The sequence below is a fragment of the Massilia rubra genome (assembly GCF_011682065.1).
Taxonomy (GTDB): Bacteria; Pseudomonadota; Gammaproteobacteria; order Burkholderiales; family Burkholderiaceae_D; genus Telluria_A; species Telluria_A rubra.
Window position 1 is genome coordinate 15,824 of the sequence record NZ_VUYU01000026.1, and the last position, 26,150, is coordinate 41,973.

General features: G+C 64.5%; 29 protein-coding genes and 1 pseudogene. 22 read left to right on the forward strand and 8 right to left on the reverse strand.

Going from position 1 to position 26,150, the window contains the following annotated elements; genetic code table 11:
- The first annotated feature begins 65 nt into the window (after positions 1-65).
- The 8 genes from F0185_RS27145 to F0185_RS27180 all read left to right on the forward strand — a co-directional run bounded on the left by F0185_RS27145 (position 66) and on the right by F0185_RS27180 (position 7,915).
- Entirely contained in the window at positions 66-425 is a 360-nt protein-coding gene (locus tag F0185_RS27145) for a GFA family protein (RefSeq protein ID WP_167229992.1), read from the forward strand.
- A gap of 17 nt (positions 426-442) precedes the next feature.
- Complete coding sequence (locus F0185_RS27150) at positions 443-1,339, forward strand: phosphoribosylaminoimidazolesuccinocarboxamide synthase (protein ID WP_167229994.1); 897 nt, start codon at positions 443-445, stop codon at positions 1,337-1,339.
- Between the two features lie 2 nt (positions 1,340-1,341).
- Positions 1,342-1,842: a 5-(carboxyamino)imidazole ribonucleotide mutase gene (gene purE, locus F0185_RS27155; RefSeq protein WP_166894645.1), complete on the forward strand. Its 501-nt coding sequence runs from the start codon at positions 1,342-1,344 to the stop codon at positions 1,840-1,842.
- The gene (locus F0185_RS27160) at positions 1,839-3,032 is read left to right on the forward strand and encodes a 5-(carboxyamino)imidazole ribonucleotide synthase (RefSeq protein ID WP_167229996.1); all 1,194 of its coding nucleotides are present in this window, start codon (positions 1,839-1,841) and stop codon (positions 3,030-3,032) included. Before purE ends, F0185_RS27160 begins: the two co-directional genes overlap by 4 nt.
- Positions 3,029-4,060, forward strand: coding sequence for an L-threonylcarbamoyladenylate synthase (locus F0185_RS27165; protein WP_167229999.1), 1,032 nt, complete (start codon positions 3,029-3,031; stop codon positions 4,058-4,060). Before F0185_RS27160 ends, F0185_RS27165 begins: the two co-directional genes overlap by 4 nt.
- 12 nt (positions 4,061-4,072) lie before the next feature.
- Positions 4,073-5,617 carry an alpha/beta hydrolase family protein gene (locus F0185_RS27170; protein ID WP_167230002.1) on the forward strand — a complete coding sequence of 515 codons (1,545 nt, stop codon included), beginning with the start codon at positions 4,073-4,075 and terminating at the stop codon, positions 5,615-5,617.
- Between the two features lie 235 nt (positions 5,618-5,852).
- Positions 5,853-7,199 (forward strand): SGNH/GDSL hydrolase family protein, encoded by a 1,347-nt coding sequence (locus F0185_RS27175; protein WP_167230004.1) that lies wholly within the window; start codon positions 5,853-5,855, stop codon positions 7,197-7,199.
- A 35-nt stretch (positions 7,200-7,234) separates the two neighbouring features.
- Positions 7,235-7,915: an OmpW/AlkL family protein gene (locus F0185_RS27180; protein WP_187362665.1), complete on the forward strand. Its 681-nt coding sequence runs from the start codon at positions 7,235-7,237 to the stop codon at positions 7,913-7,915.
- Between the two features lie 263 nt (positions 7,916-8,178).
- Here F0185_RS27180 and F0185_RS27185 read toward each other — a convergent pair whose 3' ends face one another.
- The 3 genes from F0185_RS27185 to F0185_RS27195 form a co-directional block, all read right to left on the reverse strand.
- A complete protein-coding gene (locus F0185_RS27185) occupies positions 8,179-8,673 on the reverse strand; it encodes a GNAT family N-acetyltransferase (RefSeq protein ID WP_167230007.1) in 495 nt (164 codons plus the stop codon).
- Positions 8,621-8,944, reverse strand: a complete 324-nt coding sequence (locus F0185_RS27190) for a type II toxin-antitoxin system TacA family antitoxin (protein ID WP_167230010.1) — start codon at positions 8,942-8,944, stop codon at positions 8,621-8,623. Before F0185_RS27190 ends, F0185_RS27185 begins: the two co-directional genes overlap by 53 nt.
- Positions 8,945-9,141: 197 nt before the next feature.
- Positions 9,142-9,453 (reverse strand): hypothetical protein, encoded by a 312-nt coding sequence (locus F0185_RS27195; protein ID WP_167230013.1) that lies wholly within the window; start codon positions 9,451-9,453, stop codon positions 9,142-9,144.
- A 246-nt stretch (positions 9,454-9,699) separates the two neighbouring features.
- Here F0185_RS27195 and F0185_RS27200 point away from each other — a divergent pair, with 246 nt between their 5' ends.
- Positions 9,700-10,008, forward strand: a complete 309-nt coding sequence (locus F0185_RS27200; RefSeq protein ID WP_167230016.1) for a hypothetical protein — start codon at positions 9,700-9,702, stop codon at positions 10,006-10,008.
- Between the two features lie 90 nt (positions 10,009-10,098).
- Here F0185_RS27200 and F0185_RS27205 read toward each other — a convergent pair whose 3' ends face one another.
- Positions 10,099-11,295 (reverse strand): acyl-CoA dehydrogenase, encoded by a 1,197-nt coding sequence (locus F0185_RS27205; protein ID WP_167230019.1) that lies wholly within the window; start codon positions 11,293-11,295, stop codon positions 10,099-10,101.
- Positions 11,296-11,394: 99 nt separating this feature from the next.
- Complete coding sequence (locus tag F0185_RS27210) at positions 11,395-11,904, reverse strand: flavin reductase family protein (RefSeq protein ID WP_166898065.1); 510 nt, start codon at positions 11,902-11,904, stop codon at positions 11,395-11,397.
- A 143-nt stretch (positions 11,905-12,047) separates the two neighbouring features.
- Between F0185_RS27210 and msrA the strand changes: the two genes are divergently transcribed.
- The 5 genes from msrA (at position 12,048) to F0185_RS27235 (ending at position 17,377) form a co-directional block, all read left to right on the forward strand.
- Positions 12,048-12,587, forward strand: a complete 540-nt coding sequence (gene msrA, locus F0185_RS27215; protein WP_167230022.1) for a peptide-methionine (S)-S-oxide reductase MsrA — start codon at positions 12,048-12,050, stop codon at positions 12,585-12,587.
- Between the two features lie 25 nt (positions 12,588-12,612).
- Positions 12,613-13,662 carry an HD domain-containing phosphohydrolase gene (locus tag F0185_RS27220; protein WP_167230024.1) on the forward strand — a complete coding sequence of 350 codons (1,050 nt, stop codon included), beginning with the start codon at positions 12,613-12,615 and terminating at the stop codon, positions 13,660-13,662.
- Between the two features lie 6 nt (positions 13,663-13,668).
- The gene (locus tag F0185_RS27225) at positions 13,669-15,981 is read left to right on the forward strand and encodes a hybrid sensor histidine kinase/response regulator (RefSeq protein ID WP_229477211.1); all 2,313 of its coding nucleotides are present in this window, start codon (positions 13,669-13,671) and stop codon (positions 15,979-15,981) included.
- A gap of 361 nt (positions 15,982-16,342) precedes the next feature.
- Positions 16,343-16,882, forward strand: a complete 540-nt coding sequence (locus tag F0185_RS27230; protein WP_167230027.1) for a hypothetical protein — start codon at positions 16,343-16,345, stop codon at positions 16,880-16,882.
- Positions 16,883-17,023: 141 nt separating this feature from the next.
- Positions 17,024-17,377, forward strand: coding sequence for a hypothetical protein (locus F0185_RS27235; protein ID WP_167230030.1), 354 nt, complete (start codon positions 17,024-17,026; stop codon positions 17,375-17,377).
- 236 nt (positions 17,378-17,613) lie between these two features.
- On the opposite strand, the gene F0185_RS27240 is transcribed toward F0185_RS27235, so the two are convergent.
- Entirely contained in the window at positions 17,614-18,231 is a 618-nt protein-coding gene (locus F0185_RS27240) for a hypothetical protein (protein ID WP_167230032.1), read from the reverse strand.
- 181 nt (positions 18,232-18,412) lie between these two features.
- Here F0185_RS27240 and F0185_RS34490 point away from each other — a divergent pair, with 181 nt between their 5' ends.
- Both F0185_RS34490 and F0185_RS35015 read left to right on the forward strand, forming a co-directional pair.
- Complete coding sequence (locus tag F0185_RS34490) at positions 18,413-18,706, forward strand: recombinase family protein (RefSeq protein WP_223164592.1); 294 nt, start codon at positions 18,413-18,415, stop codon at positions 18,704-18,706.
- A pseudogene (locus F0185_RS35015) lies at positions 18,643-19,149 on the forward strand (IS481 family transposase); the annotation flags it as partial. The gene F0185_RS34490 and the pseudogene F0185_RS35015, both read left to right, overlap by 64 nt.
- Here F0185_RS35015 and F0185_RS27250 read toward each other — a convergent pair.
- Together F0185_RS27250 and pdxH are read right to left on the reverse strand one after the other, a co-directional pair.
- Positions 19,108-20,352 (reverse strand): class I SAM-dependent methyltransferase, encoded by a 1,245-nt coding sequence (locus F0185_RS27250; RefSeq protein WP_167230035.1) that lies wholly within the window; start codon positions 20,350-20,352, stop codon positions 19,108-19,110. The pseudogene F0185_RS35015 and the gene F0185_RS27250 overlap by 42 nt on opposite strands.
- A 50-nt stretch (positions 20,353-20,402) precedes the next feature.
- Positions 20,403-21,617, reverse strand: coding sequence for a pyridoxamine 5'-phosphate oxidase (pdxH, locus tag F0185_RS27255; RefSeq protein ID WP_167230038.1), 1,215 nt, complete (start codon positions 21,615-21,617; stop codon positions 20,403-20,405).
- 250 nt (positions 21,618-21,867) lie between these two features.
- Here pdxH and F0185_RS27260 point away from each other — a divergent pair, with 250 nt between their 5' ends.
- Genes F0185_RS27260 through F0185_RS27285 form a run of 6 tightly spaced genes read left to right on the forward strand, consistent with a single transcriptional unit; the run spans position 21,868 to position 26,099 of the window.
- A complete protein-coding gene (locus F0185_RS27260; RefSeq protein ID WP_167230041.1) occupies positions 21,868-22,719 on the forward strand; it encodes a tRNA threonylcarbamoyladenosine dehydratase in 852 nt (283 codons plus the stop codon).
- 60 nt (positions 22,720-22,779) lie between these two features.
- Entirely contained in the window at positions 22,780-23,355 is a 576-nt protein-coding gene (locus tag F0185_RS27265; RefSeq protein WP_229477212.1) for an FKBP-type peptidyl-prolyl cis-trans isomerase, read from the forward strand.
- A 28-nt stretch (positions 23,356-23,383) separates the two neighbouring features.
- Positions 23,384-24,316, forward strand: coding sequence for a cysteine synthase A (gene cysK, locus F0185_RS27270; RefSeq protein ID WP_167230044.1), 933 nt, complete (start codon positions 23,384-23,386; stop codon positions 24,314-24,316).
- Between the two features lie 45 nt (positions 24,317-24,361).
- Positions 24,362-24,961 (forward strand): hypothetical protein, encoded by a 600-nt coding sequence (locus F0185_RS27275; RefSeq protein ID WP_167230047.1) that lies wholly within the window; start codon positions 24,362-24,364, stop codon positions 24,959-24,961.
- Positions 24,958-25,611 (forward strand): SMI1/KNR4 family protein, encoded by a 654-nt coding sequence (locus F0185_RS27280; RefSeq protein ID WP_167230050.1) that lies wholly within the window; start codon positions 24,958-24,960, stop codon positions 25,609-25,611. Before F0185_RS27275 ends, F0185_RS27280 begins: the two co-directional genes overlap by 4 nt.
- Positions 25,608-26,099, forward strand: a complete 492-nt coding sequence (locus tag F0185_RS27285; RefSeq protein WP_167230053.1) for a hypothetical protein — start codon at positions 25,608-25,610, stop codon at positions 26,097-26,099. The genes F0185_RS27280 and F0185_RS27285 overlap by 4 nt, the downstream gene beginning before the upstream one ends.
- Positions 26,100-26,150 lie beyond the last annotated feature (51 nt).

The following is a 26,150-nucleotide window of genomic DNA, read 5'->3' on the forward strand; positions in this document are numbered from 1 at the left end:
CGCGCCCTTGGGCGCGTGTGTTTTTTGTCCTGTCATTATTGCTGTTTTTTTGACCATCTTTCATCATGTACACAGGCAGCTGCCTCTGCGGCGCGGTCCGCTACGAAATCCACGGCGATGTCGATCGCACCAGCCTGTGCTGGTGCAGCATGTGCCAGAAGCAGCACGGCGCCGCCTGCGGCCCGTATGCGAACGTGGCATCAAACGCTGTGCGCGTCGTCGCCGGGCTCGATGCGATCACGCGCTACGCGTCCTCGCCCGGCGTCGAACGCGCGTTCTGCGGCGTGTGCGGATCGAACCTGACCTGGCAGATGGCCGAGCACAGCGACCGTATCGCCGTCACCCTCGGCACCTTCGACACGCCCTACGAAGGCCGGGTGACGCATGAATTGCACACCGATAGCAAGCCGGGCTGGCTGCCCTAACCACCTCAAGGATTCACATGTCTGGCGTTCTCGAAACAAACCTGAAGTCCCTGCCTTTCCTGCACCGTGGGAAAGTACGCGACATTTACGCCGTCGGCGACGACAAATTGCTGGTCATCCAGACCGACCGCCTGTCCGCCTTCGACGTCATTTTGAATGAGCCGATCCCCGAAAAGGGCAAGATCCTGACGGCCATGTCCAATTTCTGGTTCGCCAAGTACAAGGACCTGATGCCCAACCACGACACCGGCATCGACCCGGTGTCGCTGGTCTCGCCCGAGGAGCGCGCGCAGGTCGACGGGCGCGCCATCGTGGTGAAAAAAATGACCCCGCTCGGCATCGAAGCGATCGTGCGCGGTTACCTGATCGGTTCCGGCTGGAAGGATTACCAGAAGACCGGCAAGGTCTGCGGCATTGACCTGCCGGCCGGCCTGCAGGAAGCGCAAAAATTGCCGACCGTGCTGTTCACGCCATCGACCAAGGCCCCGGCCGGCGCCCATGACGAAAACATTTCCTTCGACGAAGCCCAGAAGATCGTCGGCGCCGACATCGCCACCCAGGTGCGCGACTACGCGATCAAGCTCTACACCGCCGCCGCCGAATATGCGGCCACGCGCGGCATCATCATCGCCGACACCAAGTTCGAATTCGGCCTGGACGAGCACGGCACAGTGCACCTGATCGATGAAATCCTCACGCCGGACTCGTCGCGCTTCTGGCCGATGTCGAGCTACCAGGTCGGCATGTCGCCGCCGTCGTACGACAAGCAGTTCGTGCGCGACTACCTGGAAACGCTGACCGACTGGAACAAGGCCGCGCCAGCCCCGGCCGTGCCGGACGAGGTGATCGCCAACACCCGCGCCAAATACGTCGAAGCGCTCGAGCGCCTGACCGGCGAAACGCTGAAGGCTTGATGATGAGCAATACTGAAAACAAGCCCCTGGTCGGCATCGTCATGGGTTCCTCGTCGGACTGGGAAGTCATGCAGCACGCCGTCAACATGCTCAAGGATTTCGGCGTACCGTTCGAAGCCCAGGTCGTCTCGGCCCACCGCATGCCCGATGAGATGTTCTCGTATGCCGAAAGCGCCCGCGCGCGCGGCCTGCGCGCCATCATCGCCGGCGCCGGCGGCGCCGCCCACTTGCCCGGCATGATCGCGGCCAAGACCATCGTGCCGGTGCTCGGCGTGCCGGTGCCGTCGCGCTATCTGTCGGGCAAGGATTCCCTGCTGTCCATCGTGCAGATGCCGAAGGGCATTCCCGTGGCCACCTTCGCCATCGGTGAAGCGGGCGCGGCCAACGCGGCGCTGGCCGCCGTTGCCATGCTGGCCTGCACCGACGACGCCCTGGCTGCGCAACTGGAACAATTCCGCGCGCGCCAGACGGCCGCCGCCAAGGCATCGGTATTGCCGGTATGACGCAACAGCATTCTCCGTCGTTTTCTCCCTTCCTGCCGCCGGCCCGGCTCGGCGTCATGGGCGGCGGCCAGCTTGGCCGCATGTTCGTGCACGCCGCCCAGGCCATGGGTTTCAAGGTGGCCGTGCTGGAAGCGGCGCCCGACAGTCCCGCCGGGCACGCCGCCGACAGCCTGATCGCGGCCGATTACAACGACCCGCAGGCGCTGGCCCGGCTGGGCCAGTCCTGCGTGGCCGTGACCACCGAATTCGAAAACGTGCCGGCCGACAGCCTGCGCCTGCTGGCCACGCACGCCTTTGTCGCCCCCGGCGCCGATTGCGTCGCGATTGCCCAGGACCGTATCGCCGAAAAGCGTTTCCTGGCTGGCTGCGCGGCCCGTTCCGGCGTGCCGCCGGCGCCGCACAAGACCATCGCCACGTTGAGCGATATCGACAGCATCGACGACTTGCTGCTGCCAGGCATCCTGAAAACGGTGCGCATGGGCTACGACGGCAAGGGCCAGGCCGTGGTCCGCAGCCGTGACGATGTGCGCGCGGCCTTCAATGGCATGGGCGGCGTGACTTGCCTGCTCGAAAAAATGCTGCCGCTGGCCTACGAAGTGTCGGTCCTGACCGCGCGCGGCGCCGATGGCGAGTCGGTGGTCTACCCGATTGCCGAAAACGTGCACCGCGACGGCATCCTGTTCACCACCACCGTGCCCGGCCCGAATGTGTCGGTCGAGAGCGCCGCCAGGGCGCAACAGGCTGCCAAAGTCATCGTCGACCAGCTCGCCTACGTCGGCGTGCTGTGCATCGAATTTTTCGTGCTCACCGACGGTTCGCTGGTGGTCAACGAAATGGCGCCGCGTCCGCATAACAGCGGTCACTACACGATGGACGCCTGCGTCACCAGCCAGTTCGCGCAACAGGTGCGCGCCATGGCGCGCCTGCCGCTGGGCGAGGTGCGCCAGCATTCGCCGGCCGTCATGCTCAACCTGCTCGGTGACATCTGGTTTGCATCCGGATCGGACACGCCGCTTGAGCCGGCCTGGGCCGAGCTGCTGGCGCTGCCCGGCGCCTGCCTGCACCTGTACGGCAAGGAAGATGCGCGGCGCGGCCGCAAAATGGGCCATGTGACCTTCATCGCGCCGACCCTGGCGCAAGCGCAAAGCCAACTGGCCGCCGCCTGCGCCATTCTCGGGATCGCGGCATGACCGACCTTGCGCTGGACCTGGCCGCCATCGACGCGGCCGCCCGCCTGCTCGAACAGGGCAAGCTGGTGGCCCTGCCGACCGAGACCGTCTACGGCCTCGGCGCCGACGCCGAAAACCCGGATGCGGTCGCCCGCATCTACCAGGCCAAGGGACGCCCGCAAGACCACCCGGTGATCGTGCATGTCGCGCCCGATGCCGACCTCGGCTACTGGGCGACGGAGATCCCCGCCGAAGCCGGGCAACTGGCGGCCGCCTTCTGGCCCGGTCCCCTGACCATGATCCTCAAGCGCGCCGCCAACATTCCGGACGCCGTCTCGGGCGGCCAGGATACGGTCGGCCTGCGCTGTCCCTCGCACCCGGTCGCCATTGCGCTGCTGCAAGCGTTCAAGGGCGGCAGGGGAGGGGTGGCGGCGCCCTCGGCCAACAAGTTCGGCCATGTCAGCCCGACCACGGCCCGCCATGTCATCGACGAGTTCGGCGCCGACGGCACGGTTGACGCCGTGCTCGACGGTGGACAGAGCGCGGTCGGGATCGAGTCGACCATCGTCGACCTGTCGCGCCTGGCAACCCACGGCCCGGTGCTGCTGCGCCCCGGCCACATCAGCGCTGAAGCGATCGCGGCCGTCATCGACGCCATGCCGGCCGCTCCCGACGCGGCCGCTCCGCGCGCTTCCGGCACCCTGGAATCGCACTACGCGCCGCACACGCCGGTGGCCATGCAGGCCAGCGCGGAACTGGCCGATACCCTCGCACGATTGAATAATGCGGGAAAGAAAGTAGCTTTGATACACTACTCGCACTTCCCGGATGTGTTCGCTGAGACTCAGCTGCCCACAAGCCCGGAAGGTTTCGCACACGCACTGTATGCGGCGTTGCGTGCGATGGATACGGCCGGGGCCGACCTGATTCTGGTCGAAGCACCGCCGCAGGACGATGCCTGGCTGGGCGTAAACGACCGTTTGCGCCGCGCGGCGCATGGATCGACCGGCATCGTACACGGCCTGCTCAACCACGAACCCTTTTCCTGACGGACTAAAACCATGCGCCTCGCTTTCGCTGCTCTCCTCACCCTATCATTAACGGCTTGTGGAGGCGGCGACGACGCGCCCACCCCCACACCCACGCCGACGCCGACCCCGACGCCCACCCCGGTGCCGACGCCCACGCCAACCCCGGCCGCGCGCGGCAGCGTCATCGGCGGCGGCGCGGCCGTCATGCCGGTCAGCGCCAACGGCGCCAACGTCACCACCCTCGACCCGGCCGTGTTCGGCAAGCTGCTCGACTCGCTGCAGCTGGGCACCACCGCCATCACGGGCGAGCTCAAGTGTGCTGTGACGACCTACAAGGTGCGCTACAACACCGTCGGCGGCGCCAGCGAAGCGACCGATGCCAGCGCCGCCATCATGGTGCCGTCCGGCACGAACCCGGAATGCAGCGGAGCGCGCCCGGTAGTGCTGTACGCGCACGGCACCTCGGCTGAACGCAACTACGACATGTCGACCCTGGCCAACACCGAGTCGCGCCTGGTCGCCGCCATGTTCGCCGCGCGCGGGTTCATTGTGGTGGCCCCCAACTACGCCGGCTATGCCAGCTCCTCGCTGGCCTACCATCCCTACCTGGACGCCGCCCAGCAATCGAACGACATGATCGACGGCCTGCGCGCCGCGCGCAGCGTGTTCGGCGCCATCAAGACCGCCGACTCCGGCAAGCTGTTCCTGACCGGCTACTCGCAGGGCGGTTACGTGGCCGTGGCCACCCAGCGCGCCATGCAGGGCCTGGCCGGCGAATTCAAGGTCACGGCCGCAGCCGGCATGTCCGGTCCGTACGCGCTCGGCCAGTTCGGTGACGAGATGTTCAACGGCAAGCCAGGCAAGGGCGCCAGCGGCTTCCTGCCGGCGCTGATCAATGCCGGCCAGCGCGCGGGCGCTGGCGTGTACGTCGCCTCCAGCGACTTGTACGAAGCCCCGTTCGCGGCCGCCGTCGACCAATTCGCCAGCGGCGCCATCACGGTGGAAGCATTGCTGAAAACCCCGGGCTGGCCCGACAACGCCCTGTTCGCCAAGGAGTCGCAGCCGCAGGCGGACGGCTACGGCGATTATTTCGGTGCAGGCAACCTGTTCAAGACCAGCTATCGCAACGCCTACCTGGCCGACCTCAAAGCCCATCCATGCAACGTCAGCGCCGGCGCCCCGCTGGCCTGCGCCCCCGAGCATCCGCTGCGTAAACTCTTCGTCAAGAACGACCTGCGCACCTTCGCGCCGAGCGCGCCGCTGCTGCTGTGCGGCGGCCATGAAGACCGTACCGTCGCCTACAGCAACACGCGCGCCGCGGTCGATTATTTCCGCGCCGGCAGCGGCAGTGCGCTGGTCACCGAAGTCGACGTCGACGACACCCCCGGCAGTACCGATCCTTACCGCTCGGTCAAGACCAACTTCGCCACCGCCAAGCTGGCCGTCAAGCTCAACGCCATCAAGAGCGGCGACTCGGGCGACCGCGCCGTGGCCGACACCTACCACGCCGGCCTGGTGGCGCCATTCTGCCTGAGCGCCGCGCGCGGTTTCTTCAACGCCGCGCTCGCGCCTTGAGGTGACTTGGAGCCTGCCGAGACAGGCTCTTGACCCCGCCTTAAATGTCCACACGGTTGCCGGGAACGATTGATATAATCCGGCAACTTTTTTATAGCGTGATCTGTTGCGTTCAACTGACGTTTTGCTAATGTGTTTTCCTATACAAGTAGGTGGAAGACTGGCATATTAGTTGGGTAGGGAATAGCACGGCCGTTCGTTTATAAAAACTATACAAATTTCACCAGGAGACACAATGCGTCACATCAATTTTGCGCTGACTTTGCTCACCGCAGCCGTCCTGACTGCCTGCGGCGGCAGCGAGACCGGCAATCAAGACCTCAAAACCAAATTCTCGTCCCAGGTCTCGTTCGGCGACAGCCTGGCGGACGTGGGTACCTACAACGTCGGCACGGTCAAGACACTGGGCGGCGGCAAGTTCACGATCAACGGCGACAACACCGCCAAGAACCCTGCCCTGAACGGCAAGAACTGGACCGAATACATGGCTGCCCAGTTCGGCCTGCCCGCACCGTGCCCGGCCCAGACCGGCCTGGACGGCGACGCCAGCAAAGGCTTCTCGGTACCCGTGGTCAACAACAACGCTTGCCTGGGCTATGCCCAGGGCGGCGCGCGCGTGACCAATCCTGTCGGACCCGGCAACAAACTGACCGGTTCGGCCATCGGCCAGCTGACCGTGCCGATCGCGAGCCAGGTCGCCAATCACCTGGCGCGCAACGGAGGCAAGTTCAAGGGCGATGAAGTGGTACTGATGATTGGCGGCGGCAACGACGCGCTGGCCATGATGGGCGAGTTGTCGGCCTACGCCACGGCGGAAGGCAACAAGTTTTTCGCTGGCAATCTGACCGCCCAGCTGGCCGCTGGCGCGACCAATCCGGCCACCGCCGCGCAAGCCATCGGCGGCGCCATCCTGGCCGAGTCGCAGCGCACCGGTTCGACCCAGGAAAGCATCGTCGGCGCTGCCGTCCAGGCCGCCGCTACCCAGCCAGGCAACCAGATGGTCGGCCAGCAAGCCGTGTACGGCCCGATGGTCGCCAAGGCCCTGGCTGCCGCGAAAATCGAAGGCGCCAAGGCTGGCGCCGCGTACGTCACCGCCCAGGGACCGAAAATGATTGCCGCGATGGGCGTGGCGGGCGACGAAATGGCGGCACTGGCAAAAACCCAGGTGGTGGGCAAAGGCGCCAATTACGTCGTCGTCAACAACCTGCCGGACCTGGGCCATGCGCCTGCTTCGAAGAAGGAAGGCGTGCCGCAGGCGCTGGTGATCGCCATGGTCGACAAGTTCAACGCCCAGCTCAAGGCGGGCGTGGCCGGCGAAGCCAAGATCCTGTACGTCGATCTGTGGGCCATCAGCAACGACCAGATCGTCAATCCGGCCCCGTACGGCCTGAGCGAAACCGGCAAAGCGGCCTGCGGCGACAATGCCCTCGGACACACCTCGCTGGCATGCAACGGCAGCAACACGATCGCTGGCGATGTCAGCCGCTACATGTTCGCCGACGACGTCCATCCGACCCCGTTCGAAAATTCGCTGATCGCGAAATACGTGGCCGAGCAGATGATCGTCAAGGGCTGGCTGTAAGCCGGACGCACACATAATAAGAACCTGGAGAAAAAATGAAATTACGTATGAGTAGTGTCGGCAAGGCAGTCGCCGCGGCGGCCGTGATGGCTGTCGCGTCGGGCGCATCGGCGCAGTCGGCCGGCCAGTGGACTGCCAAGGTCGGCGTCGCCGAAATCACGCCGAAGGTCAAGAGCGGCGACGTCAGCGCCCCCGCGCTGCCGGGCACCAAGGCCGACATCGGTTCCGACACCAAGCCGATCTTTTCGTTCTCGTACAGCCTGACCGATAACGTCTCGGCCGAGCTCGACCTGGGCATGCCGTTCAAGCACACCCTGTATGGCGACGGCGCCATCAAGGGCACGGGCAAGCTGGGCACGGTCAAGGCACTGCCGCCGACCTTCCTGGTGCAGTACCGTTTCTTCAAGCCGGACGCGATGCTGCGTCCCTACATTGGCGCCGGCGTGACGTACGCGTATTTCGCCAAGGAGACCGGTTCCGGCCAGCTGACCGCGATCAGCGACATCGGCGGTCCGGCCACGACCTTCAAGGTCAAGAACAAGCTGGCCAGCAGCCTGCAGGCCGGCCTGGTGTACAACATCAATGACCGCTGGTTCGCGGACGTGGCGTACATCAAGAGCTTCCTGAAGACCAAGGTCGACTTCTCGTCCGGCCAGACGCAGGACATCACGCTCGACCCGCAGGTGATCAGTGTCGGGATCGGCTACAAGTTCTGATGTAAGGAACTGAGTAAGTGTGCAGAAATTACAAGAATTTCTGCGCGGGTACTTAGAGCCTATTCTTGTAGGCAAGGCGCCGCTTGCTGCCGGCCCCTCGGAAGCGGGGACGGCGTTGCTCGTCGTAGCATGGCTAGCCATGCGTCCTCCTCCCGCCTTGTCCGCGCTCCCGCTGGACCGGCATCCAGCTACGCTCCCTACAAGAATAGGCTCTTAGCCGCTTGCAAAGTAATGCCGCCCAGGTGCAAACCGGGCGGCATTTTTTATGGCGGCATGTCGCTGAAAGGCATGAATAGAATGAAGGGATTCTCGTGAAACGGAACGTATCCGAACTTGCGATAAAACGCGGCTACCTGCGCGTCTTTGGCGTCGACAAACAGTGCATATCCACCTACGCGTTCCGCCGCCACCGCCGCACATTGCATGGCCTCGAACAGCAGGAATGTGCCGTAGCCCCTGTGCTTTTCGGTGTGGTGTACCGCCAGCCGCGCGAGCGAAAACGCAGGCACTTGGCTTGGCATACCCTTTGCCCATCCCGGCGGAAATGCCTGCGCGGGAACCATCTTGCGTATGGCAAGGGTATAAAATCCGATCACGTCGGCAGGAGCATGCTCATGCGCAAGAATGTAAGTTTTTGAGATGTACTTTCTCTGGTGCTGCCGCGCCGTCTCTCTTAGGTACTTGTTTAATTCGATATCTCCGCAATCAAAGTTCTTCAGGTTGTGCAGCCGGCTCAATGGTGTGACCCGCGCTGCCATTTTTCATCTCCTTGAACCGTTTGTACGCTTTCATCATGGCGGCATTCGGCTTGCGCGGATTGTCGAGCATCTTGATGAGCATTGCCGCATCATTCTGGGAAAAATAGATCGTTCGTTCAGGATCAAGAAGGGTGTCGGCTTTTTCGAGCGCGGCCTGGACGATGAACTCGTTTAAGGTGACGCCCGACCGATCAGCCGCTGCCTGCAATTTCATTGTGTCAGGGCGGGGCAAGCGCGCCGTGATTAGATCTGTTTCTTTGCTCGATTCCATGAGAGACACCTCATATTTGAAATGGTGTTTGTCCGGGCGTTGTCATTACAGGACAGCGATCTGGCGCTAGCGGTCTGGAACGCGCACGCGCAAGATAATTGTATACGTTGGACTGTGTATGCCCGGCCAAGTTCCCTGAGCCGCGCTTCACGCCGCAAAAAGACCGCTGCGGCGGTTCTTTTAGGATGTGCCTGCGCTTATCGCAGCACACCAAACGGGTTCGCCACCTTGACCGAGGTGGCCTTGAGCAGCTCCGGGTCCAGCCCAAGTTCTTCCCAAGAAAAACTGAGTTCGACCACGTGCGTCGTGGTCTTGCACAGGTCCGGCGTGGTCCGCACGATCTCCAGGCCCAGCGTGATTTTTCCGGTCGTGCCCTTGGTCACGCGGATGTCGAAGTCGTCCTTGCCGGTGCAGCCGGTCGAGGTTACCCACATGATCAGGCTTTTTTCATCGAAACGCAGGCCATGCAAGCGTTCCAGCACGTTCTTTTTAGCGATCATCGTGTCCATATCTTCTCCATTGAAATGTTCAGGTCAGCCGGGACGGCCCTGATAGCAAATCATAGGAAAGCACGGCGTCCAGCGCTTAACCTGCGTCACGCCCGAGCCACATGGCGCGATTTGGCCGCGAAGACGAACGGTTCCTCATGGCTTTCTGGCGAAATGATGTTGCCTCTAGATTATTTATGTTGCTTTGTGAATATTTCGTAACGTATCATGGACGGTTTTGCCCTATTCAAATGAAGGATGATTGAGATGAACGTTCGCGAAAAAGCCATGGTGAAGCTGGTGGGAGGCTCGATCGGCTTTGCCATTTTGTATGCGACCCTCCTGAAAAACGGGCTGGGCGATTCGGGGTCGGGATCGCGTCTCAAGATGATGGCCGTGGCGGTCCCGGGGGCTTTCCTGCTGGCCGGCCTGATCGAACTGGTGACCGGCGCGCCGTTCCAGCAGGTGTCGTCGCACTGGGACAGCCTGGAGGGCTGGCAGCGCGGTGTGTTGGGAATCGTGATTGTGATCGTGTCTGCCATCGTCCTGATGGGAGCGATGGTGATGTTTGCATAGCAGGGGCAGGGCGCCCCTGGTGGCCGGGTAGGCGCCCGCCCCGGCTGGCGGGGCGGGCGCGGCGTTGCCGACGCGGCGTTGCCGACGCGCTTACTGGAAGGCCTGGATGCCGGTCTGCGCACGCCCCAGGATCAGCGCATGGATGTCATGCGTGCCTTCGTAGGTGTTGACCACTTCCAGGTTGACCATGTGGCGGATCACGCCGAACTCGTCCGAAATGCCGTTACCACCCAGCATGTCGCGCGCCACGCGGGCGATGTCCAGCGACTTGCCGCAGGAATTGCGCTTCATCATCGAGGTGATTTCCACCGCCGCCGTGCCGGCATCCTTCATGCGGCCCAGTTGCAGGCAACCTTGCAGGCCGAGCGTGATTTCGGTCTGCATGTCGGCCAGTTTCTTTTGCACCAGCTGATTGGCCGCCAGCGGACGGCCGAACTGCACCCGGTCCATGGTGTACTGGCGCGCGATGTGCCAGCACGCTTCGGCCGCGCCCAGCGCGCCCCAGGCGATGCCGTAGCGGGCCGAGTTCAGGCAGGTGAACGGACCCTTCAGGCCGCGCACGTCCGGGAAGGCGTTTTCTTCCGGGCAGAACACATTGTCCATCACGATCTCGCCGGTGACCGAGGCGCGCAGGCCGAACTTGCCGTGGATCGCAGGCGCCGACAGACCGGCCATGCCTTTCTCGAGCACGAAGCCGCGGATCGCGCCTTCATCGTCCTTGGCCCAGACGACGAACACATCGGCCACCGGCGAATTCGTGATCCACATCTTGGAACCGCTCAGGGCGTAGCCGCCGGGAACCTTTTTAGCGCGGGTAATCATCGATCCCGGATCGGAACCGTGGTTCGGCTCGGTCAGGCCGAAACAGCCGATCCATTCGCCGGTGGCCAGTTTCGGCAGGTATTTCTGGCGCTGTTCTTCGGTGCCGAATTCAAAGATCGGCACCATCACCAGCGACGACTGCACGCTCATCATCGAGCGGTAGCCCGAATCGATGCGCTCGACTTCGCGCGCGATCAGGCCGTAGGCCACGTAGTTCAGGCCCGGGCCGCCGTACTGTTCCGGAATGGTCGGGCCGAGCAGGCCCAGCTCGCCCATTTCGCGGAAGATGCTCGTGTCCATGCGCTCGTGGCGGAAGGCCTCGAGGATGCGCGGGGCCAGCTTGTCCTGGCAGTAGGCGGCGGCGGCGTCGCGCACCATGCGTTCATCATCGCTCAGCTGGAGGTTGAGCAACAGCGGGTCGTCCCAGTGAAACTTGGCTTTGCTCGGCGCATCGGATCGGGTCATGGCGGTTCCTGTCTCTGTTTTAGTATTGGAAATTGGAAAATGGTGCGAATGGCTGGATAAACCAAACTTGTATAGACTGCTTTTTGGGTGGTTCGGATTTTACCGCGTTTGGGTGCTGCCGAATTGCCCGCCATGAAAAATGAGCGAGGCTTGCGGATGCACCGCGCATTCTTCGACTTCGCCCACGAAAATCACGTGGTCGCCTTCGGGATAGCGGCTGCGGTTGTGGCACTCGAACCACGCCGACACGCCCTTCAGGATGGGCTGGCCGGTGCGCGAGAGCTCGTATTCGATATCGCCGAACGGGTTTTCGCTGCGCTTGGCGAAGCGTTGCGCCAGGTGCGCCTGGTCGGCGCCCAGCACGTTGATGACGTAGTGCGAATTGCCGCTGAAGATGGGCAAGCTGTTGGCAACGTTGCCGAGGCTCCACAACACCAGCGGCGGGTCGAGCGAGACCGAATTGAAGGAGCTGGCCGTCAGGCCACGGAAAGTGCCGTCGGCCAGGCGCGTCGTAATCACGGTGACGCCGGTGGCAAACTGCGACAGTGCCTGGCGAAACTGCGCCGTGTCGAATGCGCGCGAATCGGCGCGGGGTGAGCTAGTGTTCATTGTTGCCCTGTGGTTTATGACATTATGCCAAATTTTGGCGCCATCGGGCTTTTCCGACGCAGCCGGCCGCATCGATTGCAGGTGCATGCGGGGGCGCTTTGCGTTACAGTGATTCATATATCTATCCGTAACCGGAGCGAGCAATGAAAAACCAATCTGCGACCCAGGTGGCCATTCTGGGCGGCGGCTGCTTCTGGTGCCTGGAAGCGGTCTTTCTGGAAGCGCGCGGCGTGCTCAAGGTCGAGTGCGGATACATGGGCGGACAGGAAGAGCAGCCAACGTACGAGCAGGTGTGCGCCGGGGCCACCGGCCACGCCGAAGTGGTGCGCATCGTGTTCGATCCGGGCGCCGTCGATTACCGCGACCTGCTCGAAGTGTTTTTCACGATCCACGATCCGACCACCCCCAACCGCCAGGGCAACGACGTCGGCGCCCAGTACCGCTCGGTCATTTTCGTCGATTCGCCCGAGCAGGAAGCGACCGCGCGCCAGGTGATCGCCCAAATGGCCTGCGTCTGGGACGCGCCCATCGTCACCGAGGTGCGGCCGGCGTCGACCTGGTACAAGGCCGAGGACGAGCACCAGAATTACTTCAGCCGCAATCCGCTGCAAGGCTATTGCGCCCTGGTCGTGGCGCCCAAGGTCAGCAAGTTCCTGGCCACCTTCGGCGGGCGCCTGGCATGAGCGCCGCCGCCACCCGGGAACGCCGATGAAGGTCGTGATCGTCGACGACACGCACATCAACCTGGTGCTCATGTCGCGCCTGCTGGAAAAACTCCCGGACGTCGAAACGGTGGCCTTCCAGTCGGCGCCCGACGCGCTGGCCTGGTGCCGCGCCCATCCCTGCGACCTGCTGGTGCTCGACTACATGATGCCGGACCTGAACGGGCTCGATTTCATCGCCGCGCTCGGGGGCGAGGCGCGCGAGCGCCCGCCGGTGCTGATGGTCACCGCCAGCCAGGAGGTGGAAGTGCGCCACCGCGCGCTGGAAAACGGCGCCAACGATTTCCTGATCAAGCCGATCGACAAGATCGAATTTTTGGCGCGCACCCGCAACATGCTCGAACTGCGGCGCGCCACCCTGGCCCTGCAAAGCCGCGCCAGCACGCTGGCCAGCGAAGTGGGCAAGGCCACCGCCGAACTGCGCGCGCGCGAACAGGAAACCATCTTGCTGCTGTGCCGCGCCTCCGAATACCGCGACCCCGAAACCGGCGCCCACATCCAGCGCATGGCCCATTACTCCTGCCTGATCGCGGCCGAACTGGGCCTGTCGAACGAGGAGCAGGCCTGCATCCTCAACGCCGCGCCCATGCACGATATCGGCAAGGTCGGCACGCCCGACCACATCCTGCTCAAGCCGGGCCGCCTCACGCCCGACGAAATGGACATCATGCGCCAGCACGCGGCGATCGGCTACAACATCCTCAAGGCCAGCGAAGCGAGCATGCTGCAACTGGCCGCCGTGATCGCCCACACCCACCACGAGCGCTTCGACGGCCAGGGCTACCCCAACGGCTTGCAGGGCGACGCCATTCCGCTGGTCGGGCGCATCGTCGCCGTGGCCGACGTGTTCGACGCCCTGACCAGCGTGCGTCCGTATAAAACCGCCTGGACCCTGGACGCCGCGCGCGCCTACCTGCTTGACAACAGCGGCACTCACTTCGACCCGCAATGCGTGGACGCGTTGCTGCGGCGCTGGCCGGGGGTGCTCGAAATCCGCGAGCGCTTCCGCGATTGCGCGCGCCAGGACGCGGCGTAAGGGCCCATGCGGCACAAGCGACTGCTGCGCCAGCTGCGGCGCACGCTCGGCGTCAACAGCGAACGCGCCTTGCAGGAGCGCCTGGGCGGCTTGCGCGCGCTGGGCGATGCGCCCCTGGCCGAGGGCTTGAGCGCTTTGTTCGACGCCGTCTCGCGCAGTTACGAAGACGCCGAGCGCGACCTGCAGGTGCGCACCCGCATGCTCGACATCAGCTCGGCGGAACTGAACGGCGCCAACGACCAGTTGCGCGCCGAAGCGGCGCGCCAGGGCGAGGTGCTGCGTTCGCTGCAAGCGAGCCTGGGACGCCTGGCCATGCCGTCCGCCCGCACGGGTGACGAGGGCGCCACCGCCGATGACGATGATGACCTGCTCGGCCTCACCCGCGCCCTCGAGCAACTGGTGCGGCAGCGCGAAAGCGCGCGCGAGCTGACCGAGCAGATTCTCGACCAGTTGCCCATCCCCGTATTCCTGAAAGACCGCCAGGGGCGTTTTGTCCGCTGCAACCGCCAGTTCGAGCAGTTCGCACAGCGCACCCGCGACCAGATCGAGGGCCGCACCATCGACGACATCGGCCCGCGCACCTGGGCCGGCCTGACCCACGACGAAGATGAACGCGCCTGGCACAGCGGGCGCATGGTCACCAGCGAGCGCCGCCTGGCGCAGCGCGATCCGCCGCTCGACGTGGTGGTCAACCGGGTGGTGATCCGCAGCGGCGGCGAGCCATACCTGCTGGGTTTTTCGATCGATGTCAGCGAACAGCGCGCCGCGCGCGACGCCCTGCAGCACGCGGTCGAATCGGCGCAGGCGGCCAGCCGCGCCAAGAGCGACTTCCTGGCCAATATGAGCCACGAAATCCGCACGCCGATGAACGGCATCCTCGGCATGACCGAACTGGTGCTCGAATCGCAGCTGGAACCGCAGCAGCGCGAAGACCTGGCGCTGGTCAAGGGCTCGGCCGACGCGCTGTTGACCATCATCGACGACATCCTCGACTTTTCCAAGATCGAAGCGGGCAAGCTCGAGATCGAAGACGTGCCCTTCGACCTGGGTGCGCTGGTGCGCGACACGGTGCGTTCGCTGGCGCTGCCGGCGCGCCGCAAAGGGCTGACGCTCGATTGCCAGCTGCCGCCGCACCTGCCGCCGGCGATGAAGGGCGACCCGGGCCGGCTGCGCCAGGTGCTGATCAACCTGCTCGGCAACGCCATCAAGTTCACCAGCGAGGGCGGCGTGACGCTTGGCGTGAGCCTGCGGCGCGTGCTGGAACCGCGCTGCGAAGTCGAATTCGCGGTGCGCGACAGCGGCATCGGCATTGCGCCCGACAAGCAGAAACTGATCTTCGACGCCTTTTCCCAAGTCGACGGCTCGACCACCCGCCAGTACGGCGGCACCGGCCTGGGACTGACCATCTGCCGCCGCCTGGTGATGCTGATGCAGGGCGATATCGCCGTCAGCAGCGAACCCGGCATCGGCAGCGTATTTCGCTTCACCGTGCCGCTGGGGCAGATGGCGCACGCCGTGCCGCAGGTGCGCGGCGCGCTGCCGCACGCCGTGGCCGCTCCGGCGGCGGGCGCGCCGCCGGTGTCGAAGGCGGGCCGCCTGCACATCCTGCTGGCCGAAGACAACCCGGTCAACCAGCGCCTGGCGCTGCGCCTGCTGGAAAAAATGGGCCATCGGGTGACCCTGGCCGACAACGGCGTCGACGCGCTCGAACACGCGCTGCACGGCGGCGTCGACCTGGTGCTGATGGATGTGCAGATGCCCGCCCTGGACGGCTTGGCGGCCACGCGCATCCTGCGCCAGTGGGAAGCGTCGGCGCCCGAGGGCGGCCATCTGCCGGTGGTGGCGATGACGGCGCGCGCGATGCAGGGCGACCGCGAACGCTGCCTGGAGGCGGGCATGGACGATTACCTGTCCAAGCCGGTCGACAGCGCGCGCCTGCGCGAGGTGGTGGCGCGCTTTCATGGCCGCCAGGCCGGCGCGGTGCTCGATTGGAACGGCGCCTTGCTGCGCCTCGACGGCGACTGCGAGCTGCTGCTCGAACTGGCCGCGCTGTTCATCGGCGACGGTCCGCAACTGCTGGACGCGCTCGAGCAGGCGCTGGCGGCGGGCGATCAGGAAGCATCGCAGCGCGCCGTGCACAGCCTGCAGGGCGTGCTGGTCAACTTCGGCGCGCAGCGCGCCATCGCTTGCACCGAACGGCTGGCCGCGCGCCTGCGCAACGGCGGGCCAGGCCTGCTGGCGCCTGCGCTGATGCACGATCTGGCCGCCGCCCTGCACGACGTCTACGCGGCGCTGGGCCAGCACCTGGGCGGCGCCTGAGGCTTAAGGCTTTGCCGGCAGATTGCCTGCATCAATTCCTGATTCCCCTTCCCGTTTTTTCGATGGCCGGTCCGCGTGTCGATGCCGCCCGCCGCCGTTTGTCGCCTGTCGATTCGGATAGGGGAGGCCCTATACGAAGCGTCAGGTACCCCGCCATGACGCTCGGCTTATGCTGGGTCACGACTGCTGATCGTTGCCGACACCAGTCGGTCGCGCCGCCAGTCGCAAGCAATTTTTTTCAACGCGTCATTGTTGATTTTTTTCAAATCCAGAGGAGTGCACGGACATGAATGAACAAGGCTTGGTGTTAGCGCTGAACGAAGATCAGATTCGGCAAATTCACGCCCTTAGCGGACAACGGATGACGTCGATCCGGATCGTCCCCGACTTCCCTGGCGTGCAGGGAGTGCAGGGCGCGCAGTCGGTGCAGGGCTATCAGGGCGGGCAGGGATACCAGGGGCCGCAGGCTTCCGGCGGTTTCCAGGGGACGCAGGCCGTCATCGGCCCGCTCGGCTTCCAGGGCTCGGTCGGGCCGTTCGGTTTCCAGGGGCCGCAGGCGATGGTCGGCTTCCAGGGGCCGCAAGGTTTCTTCGGACCGTTCGGCTTCCAGGGCGCGCAGGGACCGGCAGGCTTTTTCAACCCGTTCGGCTTCCAGGGCAGCCAGGGACAGCAAGGTTACCAGGGGCCGCAGGCGGTGTTCGGCTTCCAGGGGCCGCAAGGCTTCGTCGGGCCGCTCGGATTCCAAGGCTTCGTCGGGCAGCAGGGCTACCAGGGACCCCAGGGCACGTTCGGTTACCAAGGTGGGCAGGGCTTCCAGGGACCGTCCGGCTTCCAGGGCCAGGGCTTTCCCGGCCAGGGCTTCCAGGGCTTCCCGGGGTCGCAAGGATATCAGCGCTACTAAGCTGACCCGGTAGCGGCGCTTCCCCATGGCTTGGGTGATCTGGCATTGCCCAGGCTATGTTTCCAGCTTCTCGCTAAGCCGCGCGGCGAGTGTCAGCAAGGTTCTTCTTCACCACCACAAAGTCAACAAGGGAGCTTTATTGTGAATTCATCAGAGGTATTTTTTCCGGCCGGATGGCTGGCCCTGAGCAGCGAGCAGTCGGCGCAGATCAAATCGGTGCTGGGCAAGGATGTCAGCGCCGTTCCCGTGTATAACGTCGTGGCGCTGGCCGGAAATAATGGCTACCAGCCGCTCAATGTGGTGCCGGGACTGGCCTGCCTGGTCGTGCACGAGGGCGCCCGGCAGCAATTCGGGGCGCACGACGAGTCGTTGCGGGCGCTGCCGGACGACATGGGGCGCGAATCTGGCGGATCGTCGTTTGGCAGGGATGCCAGGTCGATGACGCACCAGGGCGATGACGAGGCCGCCAAGAACGCCAAGCTCAAACAAAAGTAACCGGGCCGTGCCGGGGCGGGATTGGCATCGCGCTAAATGGAAGGCGATCCTTGCCCCACGCCAGGCGCCTTGCGGACGTCCGGGGGAGAGTGGCTTTCAGTCAAGGTGAGACGGTGCCCGTAAGATCGATCAGAGTCTCGTAATGTCCTCTCAGCTCCAGAACCAGTTCATCGAAGGTAAAGCAGTGAAGATGCTGACTGTTAATCACGGTGGATTTTCTGCGTCACTCGATCTGCTCAGTTTGCGTGGTCTGGGCCGATCGTGCAATTAGCGCCAAGCTTACCGACTAGTTGCTGATCGCGAAGAGCGGAAATCCAGTTCAGACCTGTGACGAAATTACCCTGCTCGAGCAATAGCTTGCGTACTTCTGACTGATCGCGATGATACGCTCCGGCAAGAGCGCAGGCCACTTCTTCCAGGTCCAGGCCAGGCTCAACACCTTGCACATAAATCCGATAGCGCCGGTCCAAATACATATTGGGATCGCTCCATCGGATCTTCCCCATCTGCTCATCGAGCACGTTGATTCCCAACTCCGTCGCAATATTGTTGACAAAGCCACGAATGCTGATGAAGTCGGGACTATCTACAATCCCGAGGCTTCCGGATTGCTCCCCAAAATTGTCTATCAAAGGGCCGTCGCTCCAGGGACATTCGTCGATCGCCATATCGTCGTCAGCATACGAGCTCAAACACGGGTAAACGGACGTGATGATGTCATGTAAGCGAACAAATGCAGGATGTGGCGGACCATTCTGCGGCGCCGCCTCAATTATCTTGCGCGCTAATTCCCAGGCAGTCGCCGCGTCATCTTCCGGCAGCGGGGCAACAATAAACTCAAGCACGTAGCTCATTAAGATAAATTCCTTTCAGTTGCTTCTTTGCGTTGGAAGCGGATCGTAGCAGGCGCTGCAGCGGCACACAACACCCCTGCGCCGGGGTGATGTCGCGTTGTTGATCAAATGGCGGAAATTGGCCGAAAGCGGGAGTTGCCTGTAGTCGATTGTAGCGTACAGGTAAACCCTATCGAACCACGTGAGCGAGTCAATCTTTGTTGTCTCAACAGGGTTGTTTTATGTTTTCGAGATGCCAACTTTGAAGGGGCTACATCCTAACGAGACAAACCAAGCCATGGCGCTCTACGGAGATGCCCGCGTTTCCAGCAGCGACCAGGATTTCACCCTGCAGGAGCAGGCGCTGCGCGCCGCCGGTTGTGATGTCGCGAGGGCCGAGAAGGCGAGTGGCACCAGTCGCGCCGGCCGCACCGTGCCGGCCACGGCAAGCCGCGACTGTGGCCGCATGCGGAGCTGGAGCGCTATTGCGAGCTGATCGCGGCGCTTAAACTGCGCATCACCAACAAGGCCGGGCGCCACCTTTCCACCGGGCGGTCCATCGAGCTGATGGAGGACTATGGCGTGGAGACGGCGCAGGGCTTGGTCAAAGCGCCGAAGGGCCCGCTGCGGCGTCCGACCGTCAATCGCCATCTTTCGCTCTTACGCCTCGATCAGCCCCGTCTGCTGCGCGAACCGCCGGCCGTGCGCTTCCAGGCCGGACCAAGCAAGGACTGCTGGCAATCCGACATGTCGCCGTCGGACCTCAAGCACATCGACAAGCCCGATCGGATCGATCCGTCGAAGGCTGTGCCGACCTTGATGCTGTTGAGCGTGGTGGACGCCCGTAGCGGCGTCTGCTACCAAGCGTACCAGTGCGTGAACGGCGAGGACGCCGAGTCAACGCCACGTCGCCTGCCCGTACATGTAGCGCCGCGACCATGGCAGCGCGGCCGGATCGCGTCCCGCCCTGCCGCACACGATCTGGTACAAACTGATCCAGTCATGGGTGAACGCATGCGTGCATCCGGCCAGGTACACCTGCCAGATGCGAAAGCGGCGCGCGTCCGTCAAGCCTTTGATGCGCTCGGCATTGGCCTCGAAATTCTCGGTCCACATGGCGCATGTGCGCGCGTAATGGCGCCGCAGGTTTTCCACGTCGCGCACCTCGAGCCCGCCTTCCTGCATGGCCTTGACCACCGTGCCCAGGTGCGCCAGCTCGCCGTGCGGAAACACGTACCGGCTGATGAAGTCGCCGCCTCCGTGCGGCACGCCATGGCTGTCCGGATTGGTGGTGGTCAGCCCGTGGTTCATCGCCACCCCGTCGGGCGTGAGCAGCGTTGCCATGCGGCGAAAGTAGGCGGGCAGCTGGCGCACGCCCACATGCTCGAACATGCCCACGCTGGTGATGCGGTCGAACTGGCCGCCGACATCGCGATAATCCTGCAGGCGGATCTCGACCTGCCCTGTCAAGCCGGCCCGCTCGACCCGCTCGCGGGCCAGCCGCGCCTGGTTATCGGACAGGGTGACGCCGACGCAGCGCGCCCCGTGCCGCTGGGCCGCGCGGATGGCCAGCGCGCCCCAGCCGCAACCGATGTCGAGCAGGCGGTGTCCGGGCCGCACGCCGATCTTGGTGAGGATATGGTCGATCTTCCTGAGCTGCGCCTCGGCCAGCGTTTCGTTGCCGTTCTCAAAATAGGCGCACGAATACACCATGTCCGGATCGAGCCAGGCGCCGTAGAATTCGTTGGACACGTCGTAGTGATAGCGCACCGCTTGCGCATCGTGCTTGCGCGTGTGGCCGCCGCCGAGCGCGTCGCCGACCGCGCCGAGCAGGCGCCCCAGCCCGAGTGCGGGCAGCTTGTTGGCCAGTGCATGACTAGCCAGCGCATTGACCACGGCAATCATGTCGTTGGCGCGCCCGCTGACGTCGATCGCGCCTTCCACGTACGCGCGGCCGAGCTTGTACAGCGATGGCGCCAGCAGGTAGCGCAGCGAACTGGCGCGCGGCACGCGCACGGTTACGCGCGGCGGATCGGGCGAAAAATCGAAGCGCTGGCCGTTCCACAGCTCCACCCGCAAAGGAAGCGATGGCTGGCTGCGCAGGCCTTCGCTCCAGGCCTTCAGTTTGATCTGGTTGAACACGCACACCTCCGGACGATTGTTGCCGGCCGCTGTGCGCGCACACCGGCCGGTTAGGGTTGCAACCGTTCGCGCGCCCAGCTGCCGTCGCTTTGCAGCGTGTACACGATGCGGTCGTGAAAACGCGAGCGGCGTCCCTGCCAGAACTCGATGCGTTCAGGTACCAGGCGGAAGCCGCCCCAGTTGTCGGGACGTGGCGGCTCCTCGCCGTATTGCTTGGCTACAGCGTCGTAGTGTTGTTCCAGCGCGCCACGATTGGCAATCGGCTCGCTTTGCGCGGACGCAATCGCGGCCAGCCGGCTTTTCAGCGGACGGCTGTGGAAATACTTGTCGCTTTCTTCCGCAGAAGTGCGCTCTACCCTTCCTTCGATCCGGATCTGGCGTTCGAGTTCCGTCCAAAAGAACAGTAATGCCGCATGCGGGTTGGCGGCCAGCTGGCGCCCCTTCTGGCTGTTGTAGTTGGTGTACCAGGTAAAGCCGCGCGGATCGAACTGCTTGATCAGCACGATGCGCGAGCTCGGCCGGCCCTGTTCGTCCACGGTCGCCACGCTCATCGCGTTCGGCTCGTTGACCTGGGCCTTGAGCGCTTCCTCGAACCAGGTGGTAAATTGCACGAACGGATCATCCGCCACGTCGCTTTCGTTCAGGCTGGCCTGGCCGTAATCCTTGCGCAGGCTGGCCACGGCGTCGCCGGTCGATGCCGGCTGCGCCGCCGGCGTGGCGCTCGGGGCGCCCGGGGCGATACCGCGCCGTTGCTGCATGGCCTGGCCCAGGGTCGCCATCTGCGCGGCGCTGAACAGGCGCTTGGCCATCGGCGCGATATGGCCTTCCTCGCGCTCCATGTGGGCGCGGTACATGCTGGCGAAGCGCTGCACGTCGTGCTCGCGCAGCAGCGCGGCGCTGCCGTCGGCGATGGCGGACAGTTGCTCGTGCAGTTCTTGCCACATGCCGTCCATCTGGCGGTGCTCGTCGAGGATGCCGGGCACGAGCTGGGCCAGCAGCTCGGCGTCCGCGCCGCTGGCCGTGCTGCGCAGCATCGGCACCAGGTTCTGTTCTTCGTCTTCGTGATGGAGCGGCGCGGCCTGGTCGAAATACTTCATCACCGCGCGCGCGGCATGGCGCGCTTCGTCGTCGGCGCCGTGGCTGGCCAGGTGCGGCAACAATTTTTCCAGGGTGGCCAGCTGTTTGCGGATGCGGTCGTGACAGTGTTTCAGCACCGCGATCGGCTGGTCGAAACCGGGGGCGCTGTCGGGCAGGGCGTAGCTCATGGAGATTTCTCGCTTGTGGCTGGTGGCAAATACCTCATTGGCGCTGACATGAGCTCTTTCGAGCCGATCGTTACACTCAAAACCGTCGTTCCCGCGCAGGCGGGAACCCAAGTTCGTTCCGCAGCCAGTGGCGGTTCGACAAAACTTGGGTTCCCGCCTGCGCGGGAACGACGGAGTGACGTCACCGCCATCGGGAACATATTGCACATTTTAGAGCAGTCTGTCCGGCCGCGTCCGTTAAAATGGCGGCATGAATACCATCACCACCCCCTCACTTCCCCCCGATACCAGCGAGGTCGACTTCGAGCGCCGCTTCGGCGGCATCGGCCGCCTGTACGGCGCCGCCGCGCTGGCGCGTTTCCGCTCCGCCCATGTGTGCGTGATCGGCGTCGGCGGGGTCGGCTCCTGGATCGTCGAGGCGCTGGCCCGTTCCGCCATCGGCCAGCTCACCCTGATCGACCTCGACAACGTGGCCGAATCGAACATCAACCGCCAGATCCAGGCCCTCACCGATACCGTCGGCCAGGCCAAGATCGGCGCGCTGGCCGAGCGCATCGCCCAGATCAATCCCTTCTGCAAGGTCAAGCTGATCGAAGAGTTCATCGATCCCGACAACCTCGACCAGATGATCGGCGCCCACCAGTACGACTACGTGGTCGACGCCATCGACAACGTCAAGGCCAAGGCCGCGCTGATCGCGTATTGCCGCGACCACCAGTTGCCGATGGTGATCATCGGCAGCGCCGGCGGCAAGACCGACCCCACCCGCATCGAACTGCGCGACCTGTCCAAAACCGAACAGGAGCCCTTGCTGAAACTGGTGCGCAAGCGCTTGCGCAACGATTACGGCTTTCCGCGCAGCCTGAAAACCAAGTTCAACGTCGATGCCGTGTTTTCGATGGAACCGCTGAGGATGCCCGAAGGCGAGAGTTGCGAGGTCGATGGCGACGGCATCACCGGCCTCAATTGCGCCGGCTTCGGCTCGAGCATGGTCGTCACCGCTACCTTCGGCATGGTGGCCGCCGGCCACGTGCTGCGCCGTCTTGCCGACGGTGCAATTCACGCGCCTTCTGTGCAGGCGCCCGAGGCCTTGCTATCATAGCGTTGCAGAATTACCCAGTTTGACCGTTGTTCACTGAATCTTACTGAAAGAGATCACCTCATGCGCCGTCCTATTTCCGTATTCCTGATGTGCGTCGCCGCCGCATCGATGGCCCAGGCCGCCGGCCAGACGCCGCCCGCACCCGAGACGCCGCCGGCGGCGACCCAGGCCACGCCGCCCGCCGCTGAGCCGGTGGCCCCGGTCACGCCGGCGCCAGCGGCCCAGCCGCCCGCGCAAGCCCAGCCTGCCACGCCGCCAGGCACCGTGCTGCTGGCCGAGCCGGTGCTCGATCCCCTGGTCGCCACCGACATCAAGGTCGGCAGCGGCGCCGAAGCGACCGCCGGCAGCAAGGTATTCGTGCATTACACCGGCTGGCTGTACAAGCCAATGGCGACGCGCCAGCGCGGCCGCCAGTTCGACTCCTCGCTCTCGCGCGGGGCGCCGCTCGAATTCGTGCTCGGCACCGGCCGCGTGATCAAGGGCTGGGACCAGGGCGTACTCGGCATGAAGGTGGGCGGCAAGCGCACCCTGGTCATTCCGAGCTACCTGGCCTACGGCAAGCGCGGCGCGCCGGGCGGCGGCATTCCGCCGGATGCCGATTTGATCTTCGACGTGGAACTTGTCAACGTCAAGTAAGTCCAACCATGACAGCGGGAGAGTGAGCATGAGAATCGCAAACGACGTCACTGAGTTAATCGGTAACACCCCGCTGGTCCGGATTCGCAAACTGGCGCAGGGCGCCGGCGCGGACATCCTCGCCAAGCTGGAGTTCTACAACCCGGCCCACAGCGTCAAGGACCGCATCGGCCTGGCCATGGTCGAAGCGGCCGAGGCGGCCGGCAAGATCGGCCCGGACACCGTTATCGTCGAGCCGACCAGCGGCAACACCGGCATCGCGCTGGCCATGGTGTGCGCGGCGCGCGGCTACCGCTGCAAGCTGGTCATGCCCGACACCATGAGCAGCGAGCGGCGCATGCTGCTGCGCGCCTACGGCGCCGAGCTGGTGCTCACGCCGGGTCCTGAAGGCATGCTCGGCGCCATCAAGGTGGCCGAGGAACTGGTGGCGGCCAATCCCAACTACTACATGCCGCAGCAATTCAACAATCCCGCCAATCCCGATGTACACCGCCGCACCACGGCCGAGGAAATCTGGCGCGACACCGACGGCAAGGTCGATATTCTGGTGGCCGGGGTCGGCACCGGCGGCACCATCACCGGCGTGGGCGAAGTGCTCAAGGCGCGCAAGCCGGGCTTCCAGGCCATCGCGGTCGAGCCCGAAGCGTCGCCCATGCTGTCCAAAGGGACCAAGGGTCCGCACCCGATCCAGGGCATCGGCGCCGGTTTCGTGCCGCAGGTGCTCAACCGCGCGGCCTTTGACGAAGTCATTTGCGTGAGCAACGACGCCGCCTTCGAGACCGCCCGCGCGGCCGCGCGCGAAGAAGGGCTGCTGGTCGGCATTTCGTCGGGAGCGGCGCTATGGGCCGCGATCGGAGTGGCGCGCCGTCCCGAAAACGCGGGCAAGGTGATCGTGACGATTATTCCATCGTTCGGCGAACGCTATTTGTCCACGGCCTTGTTTGCCAACCTGGCGGGCTGAGGTGGTGAGCGGCGCTGGCGCTGCCTGACGCCCGGCGGGCGCTGCGTGTTCTGGCTGTTTTTCTGCGTCTTGCTCGCTACGCCGTTGGCCAGCCCGGTGGCGGCGTGGTGGCTGTCGCGGCAAGCGCCGCTGGTGCAGCGCCGCACGCTGGCGCTGCTCGCCGCCAGCGTGGTCGTGGTCGTGGGGTCGCTGGCGCTCGGCTTGTCCACGGCGAGCGTCGGACTCAACGCGCTCTTGTGGCTTGTGGCCTGGCTGGCCTTTGCGGTGCTCGGCATGTCGGCCTACCGCCTTCGCCCGAAGGTGCTCGCTTACCTGCTTGGCTCGGTTGCAGCGATTCCCGGCATCGCCGGATTGCTGTTCGCCACCGTTGGCGTGATGGGACTGATGGGCGCCGTGGCCGAGATCACTGGGCGGCATGCCGAACAGCTGGCGCCGCGCCTGCGCTGCTATGTCGATGTCGTTGAAGACCGGGATACCAGCCAGCCGGCCTACGAGGTCACGCTCAAGCGCCAGTCGCCCGTGCTGCCCTGGTTCGAATACAGCCCGCGCACCGTGCGCCTGGACGACGTCGACATCGAGGCGACCCAAGCCTGCCGCCGCGCCTTTCCACCTTCCACAATCGAACCAACCGGAGCATCACAATGAATGAGCTGCTCGACCGTCTGCAAGCCTGCATCGCCTCGCGTTTCCCCACCATGGCGGCGAACCTGAACCAGGGCGCCGGCGAGGCCGACCTCGACGCCTTCGAGCGCGCCATCGGCAGGCCGCTGCCAGCATCCGTGCGCGCGCTTTACCGTTGGCATGACGGCAGTGCCGACAAGGGCGGCCACTACGTGCCTGGTCTGTTCTTCGGCCTGCCGTTCCTGAGCCTGGACGACGCCTTGCGTCACTGGAAGAGAGACACGGATATCCTCGCTGAGTGTACGGATGAGCAACTCGCCAGTTTTGCCGCCGACTACACCTGCCTGCCACCCGCCACCATTCGCCAGTGCGCCGCCAGCAGGGCCTGGATTCCGCTGGCCGACGACGGCGGCGGCGCGTATCTGGGCATCGACCTCGACCCGGACGCGGCCGGCAGCGTCGGCCAGGTGATCTCGTTCGGGTGCCGCGAGTTCACGCGCGTGCGGGCGGGCGCGAGCCTGGAACAATTCCTGGAAGGCTTGCTCGGTTTGTACGAAAACGGCGAATACGAGATCGTGCAAGAAGATGACGACGTGTTCAGCCTCGCCAGCGTAGGGCCGTACGCCACCCATTTCCTCGACTACCTGCGCCTGAAGGCGGAAGGCGCGCGATGATCGCCGTGCAAGTCATCGAAATCCGCTGGACCAAAGCCACCCGTGGCGCCCCGCGCGCCAACGAACGGGCGGTGCTGCCACGCGCCTTTGCGCTGTTGCAGGCCGGCGCGGCGTATTGCTACCAGTATTACCTGATGCATGAGCGCGACGGTTTTGCCGCCGTCTTGAAGAAAGAAAAACAGGTCGATCATGCCCCGCTCAAGGAGCGCAGCCTGGTGCTGTCGCCGCGCGACGATGGCGCGCTGGCGCTCGGCCTGAAATGGGACCCGTCCGAAGGCCAGCCGCGCCGCTGCGCGAGCAACTCGGCCATCCGGCTCGCCCCCGGCCAGACCGCGCGCCTGGTGCTCAACGGCCGCCACGCCTCGTACATCGGCCAGGAATACGCCGAAGTGATCTACAACGTGGCCTATGGCGACACCATCGCGCGCGATTGCTTCCTCGGTCGCGAGCCCGACCAGCAATTGAGCCTGGCCGCGCACCTGTTTTAAGCAATCAGCAGATCGGAACGCAAAAGCGGCGCCATCAAGGTGCTTTTTCGC

What these genes read in the sequence shown, in the direction of transcription:
- F0185_RS27285 (WP_167230053.1), top strand. Translation starts at nt 25,608, where the DNA reads ATGATCGCCGTGCAAGTCATCGAAATCCGCTGGACCAAAGCCACCCGT.
- cysK (WP_167230044.1), top strand. Translation starts at nt 23,384, where the DNA reads ATGAGAATCGCAAACGACGTCACTGAGTTAATCGGTAACACCCCGCTG.
- F0185_RS27260 (WP_167230041.1), top strand. Translation starts at nt 21,868, where the DNA reads ATGAATACCATCACCACCCCCTCACTTCCCCCCGATACCAGCGAGGTC.
- F0185_RS27175 (WP_167230004.1), top strand. Translation starts at nt 5,853, where the DNA reads ATGCGTCACATCAATTTTGCGCTGACTTTGCTCACCGCAGCCGTCCTG.
- msrA (WP_167230022.1), top strand. Translation starts at nt 12,048, where the DNA reads ATGAAAAACCAATCTGCGACCCAGGTGGCCATTCTGGGCGGCGGCTGC.
- F0185_RS27180 (WP_187362665.1), top strand. Translation starts at nt 7,235, where the DNA reads ATGAAATTACGTATGAGTAGTGTCGGCAAGGCAGTCGCCGCGGCGGCC.
- F0185_RS27265 (WP_229477212.1), top strand. Translation starts at nt 22,780, where the DNA reads ATGCGCCGTCCTATTTCCGTATTCCTGATGTGCGTCGCCGCCGCATCG.
- F0185_RS27220 (WP_167230024.1), top strand. Translation starts at nt 12,613, where the DNA reads ATGAAGGTCGTGATCGTCGACGACACGCACATCAACCTGGTGCTCATG.
- F0185_RS27165 (WP_167229999.1), top strand. Translation starts at nt 3,029, where the DNA reads ATGACCGACCTTGCGCTGGACCTGGCCGCCATCGACGCGGCCGCCCGC.
- F0185_RS27160 (WP_167229996.1), top strand. Translation starts at nt 1,839, where the DNA reads ATGACGCAACAGCATTCTCCGTCGTTTTCTCCCTTCCTGCCGCCGGCC.
- F0185_RS27230 (WP_167230027.1), top strand. Translation starts at nt 16,343, where the DNA reads ATGACGTCGATCCGGATCGTCCCCGACTTCCCTGGCGTGCAGGGAGTG.
- F0185_RS27280 (WP_167230050.1), top strand. Translation starts at nt 24,958, where the DNA reads ATGAATGAGCTGCTCGACCGTCTGCAAGCCTGCATCGCCTCGCGTTTC.
- F0185_RS27145 (WP_167229992.1), top strand. Translation starts at nt 66, where the DNA reads ATGTACACAGGCAGCTGCCTCTGCGGCGCGGTCCGCTACGAAATCCAC.
- F0185_RS27240 (WP_167230032.1), bottom strand. Translation starts at nt 18,231, where the DNA reads ATGAGCTACGTGCTTGAGTTTATTGTTGCCCCGCTGCCGGAAGATGAC.
- F0185_RS27225 (WP_229477211.1), top strand. Translation starts at nt 13,669, where the DNA reads ATGCGGCACAAGCGACTGCTGCGCCAGCTGCGGCGCACGCTCGGCGTC.
- F0185_RS27190 (WP_167230010.1), bottom strand. Translation starts at nt 8,944, where the DNA reads ATGGAATCGAGCAAAGAAACAGATCTAATCACGGCGCGCTTGCCCCGC.
- purE (WP_166894645.1), top strand. Translation starts at nt 1,342, where the DNA reads ATGAGCAATACTGAAAACAAGCCCCTGGTCGGCATCGTCATGGGTTCC.
- F0185_RS27170 (WP_167230002.1), top strand. Translation starts at nt 4,073, where the DNA reads ATGCGCCTCGCTTTCGCTGCTCTCCTCACCCTATCATTAACGGCTTGT.
- F0185_RS27185 (WP_167230007.1), bottom strand. Translation starts at nt 8,673, where the DNA reads ATGGCAGCGCGGGTCACACCATTGAGCCGGCTGCACAACCTGAAGAAC.
- F0185_RS27150 (WP_167229994.1), top strand. Translation starts at nt 443, where the DNA reads ATGTCTGGCGTTCTCGAAACAAACCTGAAGTCCCTGCCTTTCCTGCAC.
- F0185_RS27205 (WP_167230019.1), bottom strand. Translation starts at nt 11,295, where the DNA reads ATGACCCGATCCGATGCGCCGAGCAAAGCCAAGTTTCACTGGGACGAC.
- F0185_RS27210 (WP_166898065.1), bottom strand. Translation starts at nt 11,904, where the DNA reads ATGAACACTAGCTCACCCCGCGCCGATTCGCGCGCATTCGACACGGCG.
- F0185_RS27195 (WP_167230013.1), bottom strand. Translation starts at nt 9,453, where the DNA reads ATGGACACGATGATCGCTAAAAAGAACGTGCTGGAACGCTTGCATGGC.
- pdxH (WP_167230038.1), bottom strand. Translation starts at nt 21,617, where the DNA reads ATGAGCTACGCCCTGCCCGACAGCGCCCCCGGTTTCGACCAGCCGATC.
- F0185_RS27200 (WP_167230016.1), top strand. Translation starts at nt 9,700, where the DNA reads ATGAACGTTCGCGAAAAAGCCATGGTGAAGCTGGTGGGAGGCTCGATC.